Source organism: Ruminococcus sp. YE71 (assembly GCF_900119155.1).
Taxonomy (GTDB): domain Bacteria; phylum Bacillota; class Clostridia; order Oscillospirales; family Ruminococcaceae; genus YE71.
In genome coordinates, this window is sequence record NZ_FPIR01000014.1 from 86309 (window position 1) to 106557 (window position 20249).

The window sequence follows — 20249 nt, forward strand, 5'->3', positions numbered from 1 at the left end:
AATCTGGTTTTATTTACGCATAATCCTCTCTCAGCTTTTTCAGAAACAGCTCTGCTATCGGCGAGAACACCTGATATTTCTTCCAGATGATATACATATTCGTTTCAAGCGTTGGCGTGATCGGTCGGAAGCAAAGTCCGCTTTCTTCGCTTGTGTCAATGAGATGCTCAAAGGTCAGCAGATAACCCAGCCCCTCTTTCACAAAAACAGAGCCGTTATAGGCAAGGTTGACCGTCCCTGCGAAGTTCAGCTTGCCCATGTTATCACCGCACCAGCGTGGAAAATCCACACGGATAGACTGCTCGGAACAGAACAGCGGCAGTCCGTAAAGGTCATCAAAGGTGAGACTTTCTTTCTGTGCAAGCGGACTGTCACGGAGCATCACAAGCCCCCATTTATCACTTTCAGGGACAGAGAGATAGTTGTACTTCGACAAATTCGGCGTCTCAACGATAACAGCGAGATCAAGGATACCTCTGTCAAGGCGCTCGGCAACAGGCTCGGTATCTCCGCTGAAAATGTGAAAGACAAAATTCGGGTACTGCTCCTTGAAATCCCTGATACTCCGTGCGAGATACTTGATGAGATAGCTCTCGGCACAGCCTATTCGTATCTCGCCACCGATGATGTTGTCAAGCTGGCTGAACTCCTCGGCGGTCTTGTCCACCATAGCAAGAATATCCTCGGCGCGCTTGCGAAGCAGCATCCCCTCATCGGTCAGGTGCATACTCTTGTTCGTGCGTACAAAAAGCGTATGCCCCAGCTCGTCCTCAAGCTTCCTGATCTCCTTAGAAAGCGAGGGCTGTGAGATATGCAGGCGTTCAGCCGCTCTTGTCATGTTTTCTTCTCTTGCGATCTCCAGAAAGTAGCGTAATATCCGTATTTCCATACCGCACCTCCGTCAGTTGATATATTTATTATACCGCCTTTTGCAATTCCTGTCAAGAATGACAAGCTATTCTAAATAGGTATTTTACATTTCAGATATACTATGCTATAATAAAAGAAAACCACTAAAATCGGAGGTAATCAATATGAAAGACGAAATGCTTACTCTGTCACAGGAATGGGACAAGACTTTCCCGAAATCCGACAAGGTTGACCACAGGAAGATCACTTTCCACAACCGCTACGGCATCACACTTGCTGCCGATATGTATACCCCGAAGAACGCCGACGGTAAGCTCCCTGCTATCGCTGTCAGCGGACCTTTCGGTGCTGTCAAGGAGCAGTGCAGCGGTCTGTACGCCCAGACACTTGCAGAGCGTGGTTTCCTGACGATCGCTTTCGACCCCTCGTTTACAGGCGAAAGCGGCGGTATTCCCCGCTATGTGGCTTCTCCCGACATCAACACGGAGGACTTTTCGGCAGCCGTTGACTTTCTCTCCGTGCAGGAGAATGTCGATCCCGAGCGTATCGGTATCCTCGGCATCTGCGGCTGGGGCGGTATGGCGATAAATGCGGCAACTATGGATACCCGTATCAAGGCGACAGTAGCTTCCACGATGTACGATATGACAAGAGTGAACGCAAAGGGCTATTTTGATGAAGCCGACAATGCTGATGCAAGGTATGCTATGAAGCAGTCACTCAACGCCCAGCGTATCAAGGATTATGTAAGCGGCGAATATGAGCTTGGCGGCGGTGTTATTGATCCTCTGCCTGATGATGCTCCGTATTTCGTGAAGGACTACCACGCATATTACAAGACCGAGCGCGGCTATCACCCACGTTCGCTAAACTCTAACGGCGGCTGGAACAAGACTTCTTCACTGTCGTTCATCAATATGCCTATCCTGCAATACAGCAATGAGATTCGCTCCGCTGTTATGGTAATGCACGGCGATCAGGCACACTCTTTCTATTTCGGCAAGGATGCTTATGAAGCGATGATAAAGGACAATCCTTATGCCGACAACAAGCAACTTCTTGTTATCGAGGGAGCATCGCATACCGATCTCTATGACGGCGGTGAGAACAATGCTATCCCGTTTGATAAGCTCGAAGCGTTCTATAACGAGTATCTGAAATAAACCATCTTGGAGGAAACAGCAATGACAACGGCTACTCAAGAGTTACAAGAATTTCTCGACTTTATGAGCAGCGGTATCCTCATTTGAAGGTTGGCGAAGCTTATGCACCCGATGAGACAGCGAAGCAGAGCATTTGCATCAATGGCAATATTCATGAGGTGCTATCTAAATCAAATAGCTTTTCTGAAAAAAGGCGATAACTTACTTGTGTGTAAGATATCGCCTTTTGTTTTTCAGAAATAGATCGAAACAGCTTATTCAGTTCCGATAAAGTGCGCTGTTATTGTGGTATGCCACAATGCCGATCTGATATTTCTTTTACTTCTTCATCAGCCCTGCCCCTGCATTCCAAGCCTGACCGACCTTTTCACCAATGGAGAAATAACCGTTTCTGTACTGGTCGAATACAAGCGCATTTACCTTCTCGGGCAGGATCTTGTCCTTGTTCCCGACAACGCTTTCCTCGGCGCTCACATTGACGATCTTGCCGACGATATCACAAACAGATTTTCTGTCAAGTACGCACATTGAGGTTACATACTTATCTAAAGGAGAATGTAAAAGATGTTAGGCCGTTGCATCTCGGAAGAAAAACTCGAAACCACAGGGTTCAGCTATACGCTGTCGCTTATCAACGGAAAATACAAGATGACCATTCTCTATACGCTGGTGGAGTTCGGCATCGTTCGTTTCAATGAGATGAAAAAGTACATCGGTGATATTTCCTACAAGACGCTCAGCGTGAATCTGAAGGAGCTTGAAGCGGACGGACTTGTTCACCGTGAGGAATATCAGCAGATACCGCCGAAGGTGGAGTATTCGCTTACAGAGCGCGGGAAGTCGCTGATACCTATCCTGGATATGATGTGTGAGTAGGGAGATAACAACCGAATTGCTACTGATTGAATGCAGCAACCTTGTAAAAAATGCGGCGGAGCTTATGCAACGACACGATTTGCAGAAAAACAGTGCAAAAAACCTTGCAGACGAAAACTGTCGTTGACGAGTCGGCGAGATTTGAGTCGGGAAACGAGGTCAGCGACCTTGCTATGAAGCACTTCGGCAGCTTCGCCGAAGTGACAGAATAAATTATAAGAGGTGTAAAAATGAAAAATCTGTTTGATTATGCAACAAAGGAACTGTCTCAGGATGCTTTTCTGAGATGGCTGTTTGAAAACTATGACTGCGATGATAAAAATGTGTGTCTGGCAGCCTATTCATTACTGAGAGAGTTTTCAAAACTCGATATGGACTATGCAGCGGGTCGTAAGGTAACAGAGCTTGAGACCTTCGCACAGTTTCCCTGTGTGAATGGCAAGCGCGGAAAGATGGATATCATCGTAAAGTTCACCTAATATCAAACATGATCGCCGTTCTTCGCAAACCGATCGAGAACTTAAAGAATATTAACCGAAAAAGACCGATCCCGAAGCTGAGTTTTATGTCAGCTTCGGGATCGTTTTCATTATGGTTATCCATCTATTGGGCTGTTGGTTTTACCCATATCGGATAGGACAATGAAAATCTTACTTGATGGTAACCGTGACAGCTCTGCTGTTCAACGATGTAAGATCCCACTTGCCGTTGATTCTCGCGCCAACAACGATGCGGTAAGTTCCTGCGGGGACCTTAGTTCTGGCGTAAGAAGTGCTGGCTGCGTCGAACTGGTCGAGCAGTCTCCACTTCCCTGCCGAATAATACACAACAGCGTACTTGTCAGCACCCTTGACAGCGCCCCAGCTGAGCCTGAACGCGCTGCCCTGCACCTGAGCCTTGACTACAGGATACTGCGGGGTCGCTTCCTTAGGTGTAACAACGATCGCATTCGATATGTCCATGTTCCACTTGCCGTCGAACATAGCGATCACGGCTACCTTGTAGTTCATGCCTGCATTGAGGTTTTTCAGAACATACGAAGATGCGGTCGCAGGACAAGTGTCGAGAATTTTCCACGCCCCTCCCACATAGGCTCCGACGGCATATTTTTCCGCACCGCTGACCTTGTTCCAGGTGAGCTTAACCGCGCCGTCGCCTGCTTCATAGGAAACGGTCGGATTTGCAGGGACAGGCGAGACCACATTATCGAAATCCAGCCAGAGCTGAACGTACTTGCTGTCGGGACCATATGCGGGTGAAGCGGTATTCTGCGAAGCAAGCTCGCTTTCGGTGAGTGCCTTGCTGTAGACGCGGAATTCATAGAAGTCCGCCATGGAGGTGCGTCCTGTTTCGGGGCAGGCGCCAAGCGTAAGGTCATACGAGGACGAGGTTATCCCTGCGGTGGTGCCTGTGCTCTTTTCTGTCAGCATCTTTCCGTCGCAGTATATCTTTATGGTATTGGAATCGGCGTCATAGATACCTGCCAGCTGATGCTTCTTCCCGATCCAGCCAGAGGCTTCGTCAGTACCTGTTTTGTATGAAACTGTACGCCATTCTCCGCCTGCATGAACAAAGAAGTACAGCTGACCCTTTTCAGTTCTGAGACCGAAAGCGCAGTCGCCCTTGCTTGCAATCATGTTGAAATCAGGGTTGCCCGTGGGGACGAATTCGGCTTCAACAGTGAACGAATGCTTGCCTTCAAGAGAAGCTCCGAGACTGTTGGATGAAGGTATCGAAAGCGAACCCGATACCGCATTTCCCTCTGATGTTGACTTTAATGTTGCAGGTGTTTTTATTGGGATGGTCAGTGCATTGGAGCTCTTGTCCTGAATGCTCACACCGTCCGAGCGGAGCTTCGCAACGGTCGCGGACATTGACTTGCCGTCTGTATCTGTGTCTACGGGAATGATAGTGTAGCTCCAGCTGTAGGTCCTGCCCGAAGGCAGACGGTACTTTTCAAGTGTACCCTGTCCGCAGGTGGCAGTTCCCGTACCCATCGACCCGTAGTCAACACTGAGTACAGTCTCCTTTCTCGGCGAAAGCTTGTATACGTGGTCAGCCTGCTGGAGGTCTTCTGGATAAAAGTGGAGAGCACTTGCTTCTACAGTACCGTTTGCTGCGATAAGCAGACCTGTCTTGTTTGCCTTGTTCTTGACGGATATCCACTTGACATCGGTCAGGTTTCCGCAGTCGTCAGCCTTGAGATACGGGAAATACTGCTCTGAAACAGTACTCTCCCATATGCCCTGACGGCCGCCCGATTTACGGTCATTGAAGCTCTCGGTCTTGTTGCCGTACCACGAGAGCTGCTCCGAGCCTTCGGGAAGGGTCATCATCGAGCCCACACGGATGAAGTTGCCCAGACCCGATCTTGTTGCGTCAACTTTGAAGTCGCAGTTCACACGTCCGTCGGGGTAGATCGTGTATTTGATATCCACCTTTGTGCTGCCTGCGTTGGGGAGTTCAAGGTGTGAGGTCACGGTCTTGGCTCCGTCAGATGCGTCGCCCGTTTCGATGCCTGTGACCTTAGCGCCGTCCATAGCCCTTTCCCAGGCTTTGTCATAGAGGTCCTTAGCACCCCAGCCGTTATCGTTTTCAACGTTGCCGCGCCAGAAATTGGGGGTCGGACCGTTCTCGATGAGGAGCGTGCCCTTATAGGAATACTTTTCAATAAGACCTGTGGACTTGTTTATTGCGAAGTTGAAGTCGTTGCGGTTGTTGGTGGGAACGTATGCGTACCCTGCATCAACTATGGTGAGTTCTGCATCGCCGCCGTCGTATTTAGCGGAGATGCCTGCGGAGTCGAGGGATATCTGCTCATATGCCACCTCGGTACCTGACGGCAGAAGGTCTGTAGCCTTCTTGGTCTTTACCGATATGTCAAGTATGAACTCGTCGCCCGAGTAGTAAGTTTTCGGGAGCCTGAACGGAACAGTGATATCTGCACTCGTCAGAGGAGCACACTTAGCGTCCCTGACAGTGCCGCTGTCAATTTCCGAACCGTTTTTCAGAAGCTTCCACTCAACGGTGAAATCGCTCAGATCGAGGAAGTTGTTCTCATTGTATACCGATACGGTGTTCTGTGCGAGCTGCTGAGCATTCGCCGAGAACCAGAAGCTCTGATACTGGTATCTGACCTCGTCAGCCTCGGGCTGAGGAGTCCTGTCGGGGCAGATGATACCGTTCTCGCAGAAGCTGTTGTCGTTGGGCTTGTCGCCCCAGTCGCCGCCGTAGCCGAAGAACTTGCCGCGGCTTTCATCGGAGTAGAGGTTCTTGTGGGCATAGCTTTCGGAGTAGTAGTCCCAGCCGCCGTTCGGAAGAGCTACAGCTCTCGACTGATCGACCCAGTCCCAGATGAAGCCGCCCAGCATATTGTCGGCGCTTCTTACAGCGTCCCAGTACTCCTTGAGAGCGCCGACGGAATTGCCCATCGCGTGGTCGTATTCGCACATTACGTACGGCATCTTCCCGACGCCTGCGTTGTAGCGGATAATGTCCGAGCCGGGATACATATCGCTTCCCATGTCAACGCCCATACCGAAGTGCTGTCCTTCACTGTGAACAGGACGGGTAGGATCGTTTTTCTTGAAATACCAGATCATATCCCTGAACATTCCGCCTGCATCATTTGGATTGGTGGTATAGCCCATCTCGTTTCCGATAGACCATGCAACGATAGCAGGATTGTTTTTCAGACGCTCGTATGCAGTCTCGGTCCTGTCCATAGCCAGTTCGTAGAACAGAGCCTTGGAGTCATTGTTCTTGCCGTCCTGAAGAGCGTGACATTCCATATTGGTCTCGCCCATCATGTACATACCGTACTTGTTGCACAACCAGTAGAGGTATGAATCGTTGCTGTAATGGGATGTACGGATGGCGTTGATGTTGTGCTTCTGCATGAGGCGGATATCCTCTTCCATTGTCTTCTGAGGAACTGCCTTTCCGTAGAAGGGGTCTGAATCGTGACGGTTCACGCCTTTGAGCAGCAGACGCTTGCCGTTGATAGTTATTGGCTGCCAGTATTTTGTGGTGACGCCGTATGAATTGTCAACGGCTGTGGAAGTAAAACCTATCTCACGGAATCCCAGCTGTGCGGAGACTTTTTCCTGTACATTTCCCTTCTCGTCCTTTAGAGTGAGGACGAGAGCGTAGATATTCGGAGTCTCCGCGGACCAGAGCTTCGGGGCTGTTACATTGGTATTGATCGAGTATGTGCCCGTCTGACCTGCGCCGAGAGAATTCACGGATGTATAAGCGCCGCTGAGGATGTTGTTTCCCGCTTCGTCAAAGGCAGCAGCTTCCAGAGCCCAGCCGCTCTTATAATTGCCTGTAAGGTTCCTTACGTCGATACTCAGCTGCAACTGGGCATTCCTGTAGCTGTCGTCAAGGTCTGTGCGGACGGTATAGTCGCTTATCTGCACGTCGGGACTGCTGACGAGGAAAACGTCACGGAAGATACCGCCGTCGTAGATCATGTCCTGATCCTCAAACCATGTGCCGTCGCAGAATTTATGCACTTCAACTGCGAGGATGTTCTCGCCGTCGTTGAGGTAGTCGGTGATGTCGAAACGGTGAGGGCTGAAGGTGTCCTCGCTGTAGCCCACCGCCTTGCCGTTGATGAATACGTAATAAGCGGATTCTACGCCGTCAAACTGGATATAGATGCGTCTGCCGCTTTTCTTCATGGAGCTGTCGAGAGTGAACTTCTTGCGGTAAAGTCCCACGGGATTGTACTTCGTAGGAGCTGACGGACAGTTCACCCAGGGGTCATAGTCGCTCTGCCACGGCTCGCCGATGTTTGTATAGATCGAGTGGTCGAACCCGAGCGCAGTCCAGCTTTTCGGCAGCTGAACGGTCTTCCAGCCGTCGCCGTCCTTGCCCTTGTAGTCGGCATTCATGAAGCCTCCCCAGCGGTAGGGGGCAGCCTGATCGTCGTTCTGTACAACGTTGAGTTCCCAGTCCTCGCCTTCGCCTGTGAGTATCTGGAGATAGTCGGACTTTTCACGGTCATTGTAGTTCCATACGGCGTTTACAGCAGAAGCGTCGTCCTGAAAGGGGACGGGGTTGACGGAAGCCGCTTCACGGTTCACGGCAAAAACGTCCTCCGCACCCGACTGACCCGACCACTCCCTGTGAGTGAAGGTCACATCAGCCGCAGCAGCTTTCTGCGGAGGTAAACCGTACAATGATTGGGTCAGCATCATGGCCGACACAACAAATGTGAACTTTTTCTTCATATAGACCTCCTTATATTTTGAGCCGTTATCTATCAGCAAATGTGCTGCCTGCGGCTCATGATGGTATCACACAGTATTTTTCGATTCAAACAAATATATTTGAATTTAGCGGTACATTTTATTAATATTGTACAAATAAATATGCGTGAGTGCAACCCCAAAAATGAAGAAAAGGTGGAAAAATTACATAAGAAAAATACACAAAAGCTATGCCGAAGGTCGATATACTGCACCTTTGTAGAGAGTGACGAAATTCTGTGCGGCAATTTGTATGTTATGTATATAGGTCGGAGCTCTCAGAAATTTGATTGCGTTTTCAGGGAAGGTGTGGTATAATCAAGAGGTAACAGCAGGCGGTCGGCTTGCTTAAAACGTAAAAATGTGGTGCGATATGAACTATAAAGAATTTGGCAGGGATAATCCGAAAACGATAATACTTCTGCACGGCGGAGGTCTGTCATGGTGGAATTACCGTGAGGAAGCGGAAGCCATGAAAAGTGAATATCATGTCATCATCCCTATCTTAGACGGTCACGCAGGGAGCGATAGGCATTTTACGACCATCGAGGATAATTCCGCTGAGATCATTGATTTCATACAAGAACGACTGGGCGATTCGGTATTTATGATCGGCGGATTATCCCTCGGCGGACAGATCCTGCTTGAAATGCTGTCACAGCAGGGTGATATTTGCAAGCACGCTATCGTGGAAAGTGCGATGGCTGTCCCTTCGAGGTTCACAAACACCATGATACGTCCTGCGTTCGGGTGCAGTTATCCGCTTATCAGGCAAAAATGGTTTTCCGGGCTGCAATTTCGCCAGCTGCGTATGAAACCTGAACTGTTTGACGATTACTACCGTGACACCTGCAAGATACAAAAGGACGATATGATCGCTTTTCTCCAAGCGAATACTTCATACAGTCTAAATGAGTCGATCAAAAGGTGTTCGGCAGATGTCCATATTTTTTATGGAGAGAAGGAAAATCGGGGCATCAGAAGATCTGCTCAGACCATCCATGACGCACTTCCCGATAGTTCGATAACGGGACTTCCGGAAATGTATCATGGGGATTTTTCTATCAATCATTCCCGTGATTACGTTACTGCTGTCAGGTCGATCGCCGATGGTTCGTGATGTTGATGTTGTTTCACAGACAATTTCAACTGAATATTCCCCGATGCAGAGCTGCACAGGCTCTGCATTTTTCTGCCCGATCAAAAATCCCCGTAACGTATCTCTGAAATAATATGATATTTCGGTCAGAGCTTCAATATTTATCCGTCCCCGACCGAACTAAGCAAACCGTCGTCCTCCATTCTGCCCATTTCCCGCGATAAGGCACTTCGGTTGACGCCCATGAACTCGGCAAGAGCAGTCTGAGTAAATGGCACTTTCACGCTTCCGTCCTCACGCTTCGGAAGGCTTTCAAGATAGATGATCACCTTGTCTCGGAGTGTTTTCTGACCGAATATCCTGATCTTTGTGCTGAGAAATACATTCCGCCTTGAAAGCGCCTGTATCAGATTGACCGACATTTTCAGCTGATATGTGTGTTTGAGCGCCTCCGTATCATACAGCACCGTGAAGTCAAAAAACAGCACCGATACGTCGGTCATGGCTCGCAGTTGTATCGGGCTGCACTGTATCTGCGAACAGGCAAGAGATTCGCCGATCAGCGTACCCGCCGTGAAATGGTTCATGTTGATCTTGTCGTAATTCTCATTGATGAACGAGCCCTCCAGACTGCCTTCGAGCAGCTGGATGCCGTATCTGAACGGGTCGCCCAGCGTGATGATGTAGTCGTCCTTGCGGTAGGTCCTGAACTGCGTTTTCAGGAATTTCAGCGAATCGGGCAGATGCTCCTGCGTTATCCCGTTGAACAGCGCACAGTCTGCGATGAGGTCTTTATACTTGCCGAAAACGGCCTGTTCTTTCATGGAGATACCCCCTTTTTCTGTTATTATAGCACAAAACTGTTGCCCGTGCAACAGCTTATCTCAGAAAAACATGGTATAATATTATCAGCAAAACAGAAAGCGAGGTAATTCGCGATCAACAAGTCATCGGCAGCAAACTTAGAGAAAGTTGAGGTAATAATTATGATACGAAAGATAATCGAGATAGACGAGGAAAAATGCAACGGCTGCGGTCTGTGCGCAAAGGCTTGTCACGAGGGCGCAATCGCTGTGGTTGACGGCAAGGCAAGGCTCATGAGAGACGATTTCTGCGATGGTTTCGGGGACTGTCTCCCCGCCTGCCCCATGGACGCTATCCACTTCACAGAACGCGAAGCGGCGGCTTACGACGAAAAGGCAGTACAGGAAAACAAGCAGAAGAAGTCCGCCTGTACGGGCTTTACCTGCCCCGGTTCGGCTCTGCGGAGCTTCACCCCGAAAGAGGATAACAGCGGCGCTCGCGTGAACAGCTGTCTCCGTCAGTTTCCCGTGCAGATCAAGCTGCTGCCGACCAATGCGCCTTACTTTGACGGCGCCGACCTGCTTATAGCCGCAGACTGCACGGCTTACGCTTACGGAAATTTCCACCATGATTTCATCAAAGGCAAGATAACTCTGATCGGCTGTCCGAAGCTCGACGCCGTTGACTACGCCGACAAGCTGACGGAGATCTTCCGCAATAACGACATCAGAAGCATCACGCTCACAAGAATGACCGTCCCCTGCTGCGGCGGTCTGGAGCAAGCCGTAAAACGGGCAATTAACGCAAGCGGCAAAAACATCCCTCTTGAAATTGCTGTCATATCGCCCGACGGGAACATTGTTGAAAAACGCTGACGAGGAAGAAATCACTTGCATTGAATCATCCACAAAGAGCTGATATAGAGCACAATACACAATGACCCGACCTTCTCATTGTTCGGAATGACAAATGCAGGTTAATAGTTTTGATTATCTCCAGAATATATTGGCAAGTATTTGTAGATTATGGAATAATTATACTGTAAGATTTTTCCGTCTGCGAGTGTTAACGGCGGAAAACCCGACAGAGGAGGTCGGACAATATGATCAGAAATATCAGCAAGCGTTTCGCGGCAGAAGTGTATGCATTGGTTTTTGTGCTCGGCATATATCGCATAACTTATTATAACAAAGAAACAGACCGATTACAAGGTCTGTTTTTTATGAAGTTGATTTTTTTATAATATACTTGCATTTTAGAAGAAAGTATGCTATAATGAATAAAAGATTAATTTTCCATGTACATTAAACGTTTGAGATGATTTCCTGTTCCGCCCGAATTGCGTGTGAAACCGATAACGCAGGAGACCGCAAAATATCTTCGTACAGAAATACCATCCCGACGAAGCATGACATAAACCGCAAAATGACGGACGAACTTTGATAATAGACTGCGAAAGGAGTGAACCACATGGCAGCACGATACTGTCCGAAATGCGGCTCACAGCTGCTTGAAGGCGCACGCTTCTGCTCGAAATGCAGGCATGAGATAAAGCAAGACTCCCGTCCGCAAGCGCATCAGGTCGAAATGAGCGGCTACTGCGCAAAGTGCGGCGCACAGCTCATAAAAGGCGCATCGTTCTGTTCCAAATGCAGGGCGCCTGTCGGCGGTCAGCCATCGTCGTCGGCGGATGTGACAACGGCTGACGAAGAGCGCTTCGGAAATATCAGCAGCACGGCAGACAGCATCGGTATCAAAGCCGCTGACTTCGCGGGCGAGTTCGGTCTCGGAGAATTCGGCGGTATCGCAGGAATTGCAAAGGGCAGACCGAGTCTTTCCGCCGTTCTTGCAGGTCTCGGCATTACTGCCGCATCATTCACGGGGCTTATGTTCCTGCCGCCTGTTGTACGGATCATAGTTTCTGCCGTTATTGCTGCTGTGTCGGCGGCACGACTCATCATCAGCAGGGCTAAAAACAAGAAGAAAGCAGGCGACGGGGTCAGGAGGGTCTTGTCCCTGCTGATCTGCGGGCTGTTCATTGCGATGAGTGTTCCCGATGTTTCGGTGTCTGCGCTTATGGAAAAGCCTGACGATATGAACTGGGCGTGTTCGGCTGATCTTCAGGAGGTCATGACACAGCTTAGTGATTATCAGGATTATCTGCTTCCGCTTAACGACCACGAGAATTATACCTATGATGTTTTTCTGACCTCAGGCGGCGGAACCAATCAGAAGGAGGCGGACGGTTATGAACGGTATTTTCATTACATCTTTGCAACAGAGATCCCGTCGCCCTACGCAAATGATTCATTACAGGGTGTGACCTATACCCGTGTGGATCTGACGCTTCCCAATTTTCCTGCTTATAAAGGCGATCTTTCGACAAAGCCGAATTACTATGCCGAATTGGTATCAAGCCTTGAATTTGACGAAATGAAAGATGATTTCGGCCAGGGCGTACCAAAGGAAGATTATATTACAAGCGTAGCAGGCTATCCGGCAAAGGGTCATGCAGGGTTAATATATGATAATAAGGGTAAGCCAATCCGTTATGAGCTGGATGTTTACGTTGACCTGACTACGCTATTCCCATGGGCACAGAACAATGAACTCGGGAAATCAATTATTGAGTTTAAGATCATTTGCTGGAACAAAGATGAGGCCATCACTATGGCGGATCAGCTTAGAGGTATTCTGATGAGCTGGACGCCTTCAATCTCCGAGCCTGTAGTTGTCGGCGTTGACCGCGATCTGTACGCGCTTATCTCCCCAGATGCGAAGCCGCCGGTCATTCAGGACGAAACGGTTTCGGCATCCGATTCTGAGGGAGAAGATAGCGGCACCGAGATCGACGCAGATATCATTGACGGCAAAAACGACGACGATGACGAGGACGGCACGGTGCCCGGCGTTATCGGCACGGCTGCCGCAGTCGGCGGTTCGGGGCTTCTGGGGTTCGCCGTCGGAAAAGCGATAGACGATTCACAGAAGAAACGCAAGAAAAAGCGCTATAAAATGTTCATTAACAAAAACTTCGGCAGCACGCTCAGCACCGGCGGTCAGCCGCAGGCTGTGTTTGCCCGCATTGCCGAGATAGACGATAAAGGCGGTCTGCTCCCCTGCCCCCTGCTCACCTCGCAGATACAGGTCTTTTCCGCAGACGGTTCTCTGAGCGTTTCCGACGGTGGGATAGTGCAGGGCTATCGGTGTGCTATGGTGAGCGTTCCCGAGAGCGGCAGAACACCGTCGGGGACAGGCACGGTCACATTCCGTTTCGCCGGCGAGGGCGGAACATATACGCAGAACGTGGTGTTCAATGTGACCGAGCCGCAGATCATTTTCGGTCAGGAAAATATCGGCGTTCCGGCAAACAGAAAGCTCGAATTCGCGGTCTCGTTCGGCATAAGGGGCATGAGCGACCAGGCACGCGTGACGTATGAGTTCAGAAAGATAGGCGTTACTGACGAGACCGGCAAAAAGTCACAGATCAGGGACGAGGGTGACAATCTTGCAGTCAAGGTCGTGCCGGACAAGGAATACCCGAGGGTCTATGAAGCCGTCATCAGTGAGACGGGCACGAGCGTTCACCTGGCAGGGACGACCGAGACCTATATGCTTACCGTCACCGCAGAGGACGGCGCACCGGGCGCGGCAGGGTACTGCAAGATCACGCAGAACTTCCCCGTCTACCGCATACACCTCGGGCTGACGCTGATCGTCAGCACCCAGAGCATCGGGTGTTATTTGCAGCTGCGCCCCGAGCGTGTCGGAGTTAAGGAGCCGCGTCCCTCCGACTACGAATACTGCGTGACCGAGGGCTCGCTGCTGCTGCTCGATTATGACGAGAAGAATCAGCGTATCCTGCGCATCGCCCCCGTGCCGAAGATACCCGACAAAAAGACCGGCGAGCCCGGCAGCACAAAGGTCTACGCAAAGAAGCTGCTTGCTGACCGCTACGCACACAAGAGCGAGGCTACAAAGGATCATCAGGCGCTTGTTGACAGCCTGGGGATAGTCGCCTTCCCGACCACCGACGTTCACAGCACAGGCGGAAGAAAGATCAAAATATGCTCCACAAAGGGCGGTCTTGACGCTCCGATGCGTATGAATGCGGAAATCGAGATCAAGATAAATTACAAGGGCAAAGAGCTTTCGGTGCGCCGCGAGGTGCTGCTGCTCTCGCAGCCGTTCCTGACATTTGAAAGCTCCGATGAAAAGTACAGGCATCAGAAGGAGGAAGAGCAGACAAGGCAGTATCTGCTCCATGTTCAGGAGCGTATCTGGCACAACTATATGAACCACCTCGACTCGCTCTACAACATGATCGACCGTATGCTGACAGGCTACGATGAACGCTTCGGCTTCGACAAGAATCAGCTGAATAACGTCATCAGGATATGGCAGGGCTTCTTGCAGGGAACGCATACCGGCGCGAGGGGCGATACCGAGCCTGTCACCCTTGCCGACGAACTTGCCGCCTGCTATGCGCTCATGCAGGGTATACGCGACAGCTCTGTTCTCGGGCGGATAGCGCTGGGCATCACGACCGCTGGCTATTCCGAGGTGCTGTTCACAGCAATGACGGTCAGCGACCAGATCAGGGAGCAGATCTATACGACGAGCCCCGGCGAGACCGAGATGGACTTCTGGGACGCTGTGTCGATCGGCGTAAGAGCCTACGGAAAACAGTATGTCATCCAGGCATCCATCGCCGTGAGCGGCATTTCCGCCAACTACGTCGCGAAGAACCTGACCGGCGTTGACGCTCTCGCGGTCGCCGCAGGCTGTGCGCAGAAGTACAACAATTTCATCACCAGAGCAGACAAGGCTCTGTGCAGAAATTCCGCACTGTATAACACCGGTGCACAGGCGCTGAAAAACACGCAGAACTACTTCAACACGCTCGCGAAGAGCTTCAAGGGCGCATGGGATAAGGCTGCCGACGCATTCACGCAATCATCAGCAAAGGCTCCGCAGAAGGCGGCTGTGCTGAAAACAAAGCTGACTCCCGCCGAGCTGAAGGCTGTCGAGGAAGCCGATATGGCGATGCACAGTGGACTGATGAAAGTCAAGAAGCTCAAAGAAGTACAGCAGAAGCTTGCTAAAACAAAAGGTCCCGAAAAGGAGCTTGCACGTCGGGATTACGAAGAAGCGGTGCGCGAGGTCTGGAACGACAAGAACGCTTTGAAACAGCTCCAGCGCTCCAACGATCCTTACGCGATGAATATGCGTGCCGAGTACAACCGCTACCGCAGCCGCGTGCTCGAAGAAGCGCGTATGGATACACTTGACGATATAGCAGCGGAAACCGGCGTTCCGCGTGAGGATCTGTATTCGTTCAACGCTTCTGCGAACAGCAATAAACTCCCCACAAAGAGTATCCCGAACGACTCTGACGAATCCTTTATGGTCATGGTCAGGTCAGATCGTTCAAAGGACTTTACCGTTGACCAGAATATTGCTCAGAACGCTATGGCGCGGAATTTCTATAAGAGAATGACGGGGAAGGAGCCGCCGAGCATCGAGGAAGCGAGGGCGTTTATGGAGGATTACGACGTTACGGTGGTATCAGAGTACAAGACCTCGCCTTCCGCAATGCACAGCCGGCGAAATCCCGAAGCCTACGCCGATCTCAGCGGCATGACCGGCATAATGAAGGACGGCACGGTGGACAGGAGCCTTCAGGGCATGGAACTCAAAGGCGCCGCGCTGAACCGGGAAACCGTGACCTATAAGGGTAGGGAGTGGTACACGGACAAGGCAGGCAGGAGCCTTGAAAAGGCTGCCGAATGCGAACGAGCCGCCGGATCTCTGTCGGGTATGGCGCGTGAGTCGAAGCTCGCAGAGGCGCAGGGCTACCGCTACAGAAGCTATTCGCAGAAGGTCGAGGGGGTGCGCCAGATCACAAAACAGACCGATCAGATCATCATCCCGCGCGACAATTACCACGTTTCAAAAGGCGGCGAAAGCACGCTCACTCCGCAGGTGCTCGACAATCACGCGATGGCAAAGCTCGTCGCGGAGGAAAAGATCCCGCTGGCGATATTTGAGAAGAACCTTGCCGAGCAGGGTCTGACGCTTCAAAGCTGGGGCGACAGCGTTGCTGAATGTCTGCATTAGTATTGATACAGCCTCGGACGCTATATGCTGCCGAGGCTGTGTTTTTATCGAAAATGTGCGCACCGCAGATTATTGATGGCACTGCAACGCCGAATAAGAAACTTCTGCACTGAGCAGAAGAAACTGAATTGACAAAAAATAAGTTAATTTTTAAGTAAGTTTGTTGAACTTTTTGCTTGGGCAGCTATTGACATCGGTTAAATTAAGTGGTATAATCAAAGCATAATAATAATCTTCCTTAACTTAATAAAGTGAAAAGGAAAAGACAGCAGGAAATGTGACCCACCCGCCTGCTGTCTTTTCTTTTTTGCTGTTATTTCACTATTGTGTCAAACATACAAAGGTTCGTAAGGAAGCTGTGAAATGTGCATTATACACAACAGCAATATCAAATTATTAGCGTTTTCTACAAAATTAGCTCGAAATCAAGATTAATTTTAATCATTCTATTGACTTATTTTAGTTAATATGATATACTTTGACTACGATATATTTTAACCATTACATAAGCTAATTTAATGGAGGTATTAACTATGAGATCGTTCAGGATAACGACAGCCGCACTCGCTGCTGTGATGGCGCTTTCCTCGGCAGGAGTGCTCGGCGGATGCGGCAGCAAGTCCGAGGAAGGCAAGTCCAAGACCACAAAGGACGGAAAGATCATCCTCGAAGTGCTCACCAACCGCACCGACAGAGTTGATGACGGCAGCCTCGACGAGCTGACAAAGGCGTTCGAGGAGGCTCACAACTGCGACGTGCAGTACGTCGGCTATCAGGACTACGCGGGCACTGTCGCCACAAGAATGGGCACCGACGACTACGGCGACGTTCTGATGATACCCGATGAGGTCGAGCTTACCGACCTCGCCAATTTCTTCGAGCCCATCGGCACTTACGACGAGCTCAGCGCAAAGTATCGCTGGGCGGATAAGAAAATGGATGCCGATAAGAACATCTACGGACTGGCTTACGGCGGAAACGCGGTCGGCGTGCTTTATAACAAGAAGGTCTGGGCTGACGCAGGCATAACTTCGACGCCTACGACTCCCGAAGAATTTCTTGCCGATCTGAAGCTCATCGCCGACAACACCGACGCGATCCCCTACTACACCCAGTACAAGGATGCGAGCTGGACTATCACCCAGTGGCAGAGCCTTGTCCTTTCCGCTTCGGGCGACGCCGAGTATGAGAACAAGCTGCTCACCGACAAGCCCGACCTGTTCGCGGAGGACGGCGGTTACTATCAGGTCTACAAGCTGATGTACGACCTGTTCTCCAGCCCCGACCTCATCGAAGAGGATCACATGACCACCGAATGGGAGTCCTCAAAGGTCTGGATGGGCGAGGGCAAGATCGGCACTATGGTCATGGGCTCGTGGGCTATCGCGCAGTTCCAGGAGCAGGCCGAGGATCCGTCGGTCATCGGCTATATGCCCGTGCCTATAACCGCCCCCAACGGCAGTCAGTACGCCGAGACAGCATCCGATTACTGCGTGGGCGTGAGCAAGCACTCGGCGAATAAGGATCTTGCGAAGGCTTATGTCGAGTGGTTCGTGGGCGAGTCGGGCTTTGCCGCAAGAGAGGGCATGATCCCCACCACCATTGACTCGATTCTCCCCGCTAATCTGTCCGAATTCTCGAATGTGGTATTCTTTGAGAAGGCAGCCGCTCCCGAGGAGCTTCTCGGAAAGTTCGACGAGATCGACACCAAGTCGGGCGTCAGCGTGTGGGGCGGAGATACGGATAACTTCAAGATAAAGCTCGCAGAAGCGGCATTCGCAGGCAAAGGAGAAGCCGAATTCAAGTCAATAATCGAAGCCGAGAACAAAAAGTGGGCAGCCGCCCGCGACGAGATCCTCGGCTGATCTAAGATACACGCTCACCAACCAATATTTCTTCTCTTAACTTCCTATCAGGCAAGGCTCCGCTCCCAAACGGCGGAGCTTTGTTTTGAGGAAACGACCATTCAAGGAGCTGAATATGACAGATATTATCTCAGAAAACATCCCCGAAAAACCGCAGACAGGGCGCTCCGTGAAGCAGTGGCTCCGCACCTACGAGGGGCAGAAGTTCTACGTTTCGGCACTCTTCCTGCTGATTCCTCTCGCACTGCTATTGCTGTTCACGTTCGTGCCTGCGGGCAGCATGATAGCCTACAGCTTTCAGGAGCGCGACCAGTTCGGCGCAGACCCCGAGTTTGTGGGATTCCAAAATTACATCACCATCTTTACCGACCCCGACTACTTCATCACCTTCAAAAACAGCCTTTACTACCTCGCGGGCTCAGTGATACAGCAGGCACTGGCGCTGCTGCTCGCGTCGATACTCTGCGCGGAGATACGTGCGAAGGGCTTCTTCAAGGGTGTGCTGTTCTTCCCCTACCTGATGAACGGCGTGGCGGTGTCGATAATCTTCCTGAAATTTTTCACGAAGGGCAACCCGCCCCTCACACAAGAAGGCACCCTCAACAGCGTGCTGATGACCTTCGGCATCGAGCCCGTCCGCTGGATGGACGCGGCTAACCCCGTGCTTGTCAACTGTTGTCTGGTGTTCGTGTCGATATGGCGGTACATCGGCTTCGACATCATCATGTATATCGGCGCAATACAGTCGATAAGCCCCGACCTCTACGAAGCCTGCGACCTTGACGGCGCGAACCCCTGGCAGCGTTTCCGCTACATCGTTTTCCCCGGCATCAAGCCGATCATTTCCTTGCAGCTGATACTGGCGGTAAAGGGCGCTATCTCCGTGTTCGAGATACCATACATAATCACGGGCGGAAACTACGGCACATCGACCTTTGTCATCAAGACCATCGAGACGGCGTTCAAGAAAAAGCAGGTCGGACTCGCGTCGGCGATGGCGGTGGTGCTGCTCATCATCATCGTGATCGTGACACTGATACAGAAGTTCATGTTCCGCGACGAGTCGGAAGTCGATGCAAGAGAGACCGCAAGAAAAAAGCGTCTGAAAATGTCGGGAAAGGGGGATGCGTGAAATGGCATCCGCAGGAAAAAGCATAAAAGAGCAGGCGAAAAACGGCAGTCTGATAGTCACGATATTGCAGTATATCGTGCTGATCGCAGGGTGTCTATCGGTTTTCGTGCCGCTTGCGGTCATACTTCTCGGAGCGTTCAAGGACGGGAAGGAATTCGCAAACTCGGGCGTGTTCGACCTGCCGAAGTCGTGGAGCTTCGAGAACTTCAGGACAGCATTCTTCGAGGGCAACGTGCTGCTCGGTCTGAGAAACACAGCCGCCATCCTGACAGCGTCCTGCGCGGGAACGATACTCACGGGCACCATGACCGCCTTCGTCATCCAGCGCTTCGACGGCTATTTCACCCGTGCGGTAAAGGGGCTGTTCCTGTTGGCGACGCTGCTGCCGAACATTTCGATGCAGGTGACGGTTTTTCAGATAGTCAGCAAAATGGGGCTTTACAACACGATGCTCGCGCCGATAATACTTTACGTCGGCACCGACATCATCTCGATCTACATCTTCATGCAGTTTCTGAGCCAGATCTCGGTGTCGCTCGACGAGAGCGCGATCATGGACGGGGCGAGCTATCCGCGCATCTACTTCTCGATAATCCTGCCGAACCTCATGCCCGCCATCGCGACCGTGCTGATAATCAAGTTCGTCAGCATCTACAACGACTTCTACACACCGCAGCTGTATATGCAGGACGAAAGGCTGCTGGTGGTCTCAACGGTGCTCTACAAGTACATCAGCTCCACCAAGATACAGTGGGAAGTGGTGTTTGCAGGCATCATTCTCTGCATCATCCCGACGCTTCTGATATTCCTTTTCCTGCAAAAATATATCTACAGCGGACTTGTTTCGGGCTCTGTCAAGGAGTGAAAACATCAAAAGGCATTACCGTATTTAAGGCGGTGATGCCTTTTTTCTTACGGCGCAATTTTACAGTGAATTAATTTAAGTATCAGTTTAAAACGAAATAAACGTGAATATCTTCGCAACTATAAGTAAAATGTACCCAATATAAAAACGTGCTTATGTTGAAAATCAAGGCGTTTTATCCGAGAAATTGCATTATATCG

13 protein-coding genes are annotated in these 20249 nt (G+C 50.8%); 9 read left to right on the plus strand and 4 right to left on the minus strand.

Annotated features, from left to right (window positions below; genetic code table 11):
* Positions 1-13 precede the first annotated feature (13 nt).
* Entirely contained in the window at positions 14-889 is an 876-nt protein-coding gene (locus tag BT142_RS13180) for a LysR family transcriptional regulator (protein WP_072418655.1), read from the minus strand.
* 145 nt (positions 890-1034) lie between these two features.
* Here BT142_RS13180 and BT142_RS13185 point away from each other — a divergent pair, with 145 nt between their 5' ends.
* Positions 1035-2033, plus strand: coding sequence for an alpha/beta hydrolase (locus tag BT142_RS13185; RefSeq protein WP_072418656.1), 999 nt, complete (start codon positions 1035-1037; stop codon positions 2031-2033).
* A gap of 318 nt (positions 2034-2351) precedes the next feature.
* Here BT142_RS13185 and BT142_RS13190 read toward each other — a convergent pair whose 3' ends face one another.
* Positions 2352-2561 carry a hypothetical protein gene (locus tag BT142_RS13190; protein WP_072418657.1) on the minus strand — a complete coding sequence of 70 codons (210 nt, stop codon included), beginning with the start codon at positions 2559-2561 and terminating at the stop codon, positions 2352-2354.
* Between the two features lie 36 nt (positions 2562-2597).
* Between BT142_RS13190 and BT142_RS13195 the strand changes: the two genes are divergently transcribed.
* Both BT142_RS13195 and BT142_RS13200 read left to right on the plus strand, forming a co-directional pair.
* A complete protein-coding gene (locus BT142_RS13195) occupies positions 2598-2909 on the plus strand; it encodes a winged helix-turn-helix transcriptional regulator (RefSeq protein WP_072418658.1) in 312 nt (103 codons plus the stop codon).
* Between the two features lie 230 nt (positions 2910-3139).
* Positions 3140-3388: a hypothetical protein gene (locus tag BT142_RS13200; RefSeq protein WP_072418659.1), complete on the plus strand. Its 249-nt coding sequence runs from the start codon at positions 3140-3142 to the stop codon at positions 3386-3388.
* A 171-nt stretch (positions 3389-3559) separates the two neighbouring features.
* Here BT142_RS13200 and BT142_RS13205 read toward each other — a convergent pair whose 3' ends face one another.
* On the minus strand, positions 3560-8146 hold the full coding sequence (locus tag BT142_RS13205; RefSeq protein WP_072418660.1) for a glycoside hydrolase family 2 TIM barrel-domain containing protein: 4587 nt from the start codon (positions 8144-8146) through the stop codon (positions 3560-3562).
* 391 nt (positions 8147-8537) lie between these two features.
* Here BT142_RS13205 and BT142_RS13210 point away from each other — a divergent pair, with 391 nt between their 5' ends.
* Positions 8538-9284, plus strand: coding sequence for an alpha/beta fold hydrolase (locus tag BT142_RS13210; protein WP_072418661.1), 747 nt, complete (start codon positions 8538-8540; stop codon positions 9282-9284).
* Positions 9285-9424: 140 nt separating this feature from the next.
* On the opposite strand, the gene BT142_RS18775 is transcribed toward BT142_RS13210, so the two are convergent.
* Positions 9425-10087: a Crp/Fnr family transcriptional regulator gene (locus BT142_RS18775; RefSeq protein WP_072418662.1), complete on the minus strand. Its 663-nt coding sequence runs from the start codon at positions 10085-10087 to the stop codon at positions 9425-9427.
* 162 nt (positions 10088-10249) lie between these two features.
* Between BT142_RS18775 and BT142_RS13220 the strand changes: the two genes are divergently transcribed.
* From BT142_RS13220 to BT142_RS13240, 5 genes are all read left to right on the plus strand, one after another.
* Positions 10250-10942, plus strand: a complete 693-nt coding sequence (locus tag BT142_RS13220) for a 4Fe-4S binding protein (protein ID WP_072418663.1) — start codon at positions 10250-10252, stop codon at positions 10940-10942.
* 595 nt (positions 10943-11537) lie between these two features.
* A complete protein-coding gene (locus BT142_RS13225) occupies positions 11538-16187 on the plus strand; it encodes a zinc ribbon domain-containing protein (RefSeq protein WP_072418664.1) in 4650 nt (1549 codons plus the stop codon).
* Positions 16188-16720: 533 nt separating this feature from the next.
* Positions 16721-18052, plus strand: a complete 1332-nt coding sequence (locus BT142_RS13230) for an ABC transporter substrate-binding protein (protein WP_072418665.1) — start codon at positions 16721-16723, stop codon at positions 18050-18052.
* A 115-nt stretch (positions 18053-18167) separates the two neighbouring features.
* Complete coding sequence (locus BT142_RS13235; protein WP_072418666.1) at positions 18168-19184, plus strand: carbohydrate ABC transporter permease; 1017 nt, start codon at positions 18168-18170, stop codon at positions 19182-19184.
* Position 19185: 1 nt separating this feature from the next.
* Positions 19186-20049, plus strand: a complete 864-nt coding sequence (locus BT142_RS13240; RefSeq protein ID WP_175444947.1) for a carbohydrate ABC transporter permease — start codon at positions 19186-19188, stop codon at positions 20047-20049.
* The last annotated feature ends 200 nt before the right edge of the window (positions 20050-20249 follow it).

Bases quoted from the DNA above. Each gene is read 5' to 3' on its own strand.
- BT142_RS13180 (WP_072418655.1), bottom strand. From the start codon at position 889: ATGGAAATACGGATATTACGCTACTTTCTGGAGATCGCAAGAGAAGAA.
- BT142_RS13185 (WP_072418656.1), top strand. From the start codon at position 1,035: ATGAAAGACGAAATGCTTACTCTGTCACAGGAATGGGACAAGACTTTC.
- BT142_RS13190 (WP_072418657.1), bottom strand. From the start codon at position 2,561: ATGTGCGTACTTGACAGAAAATCTGTTTGTGATATCGTCGGCAAGATC.
- BT142_RS13195 (WP_072418658.1), top strand. From the start codon at position 2,598: ATGTTAGGCCGTTGCATCTCGGAAGAAAAACTCGAAACCACAGGGTTC.
- BT142_RS13200 (WP_072418659.1), top strand. From the start codon at position 3,140: ATGAAAAATCTGTTTGATTATGCAACAAAGGAACTGTCTCAGGATGCT.
- BT142_RS13205 (WP_072418660.1), bottom strand. From the start codon at position 8,146: ATGAAGAAAAAGTTCACATTTGTTGTGTCGGCCATGATGCTGACCCAA.
- BT142_RS13210 (WP_072418661.1), top strand. From the start codon at position 8,538: ATGAACTATAAAGAATTTGGCAGGGATAATCCGAAAACGATAATACTT.
- BT142_RS18775 (WP_072418662.1), bottom strand. From the start codon at position 10,087: ATGAAAGAACAGGCCGTTTTCGGCAAGTATAAAGACCTCATCGCAGAC.
- BT142_RS13220 (WP_072418663.1), top strand. From the start codon at position 10,250: ATGATACGAAAGATAATCGAGATAGACGAGGAAAAATGCAACGGCTGC.
- BT142_RS13225 (WP_072418664.1), top strand. From the start codon at position 11,538: ATGGCAGCACGATACTGTCCGAAATGCGGCTCACAGCTGCTTGAAGGC.
- BT142_RS13230 (WP_072418665.1), top strand. From the start codon at position 16,721: ATGAGATCGTTCAGGATAACGACAGCCGCACTCGCTGCTGTGATGGCG.
- BT142_RS13235 (WP_072418666.1), top strand. From the start codon at position 18,168: ATGACAGATATTATCTCAGAAAACATCCCCGAAAAACCGCAGACAGGG.
- BT142_RS13240 (WP_175444947.1), top strand. From the start codon at position 19,186: ATGGCATCCGCAGGAAAAAGCATAAAAGAGCAGGCGAAAAACGGCAGT.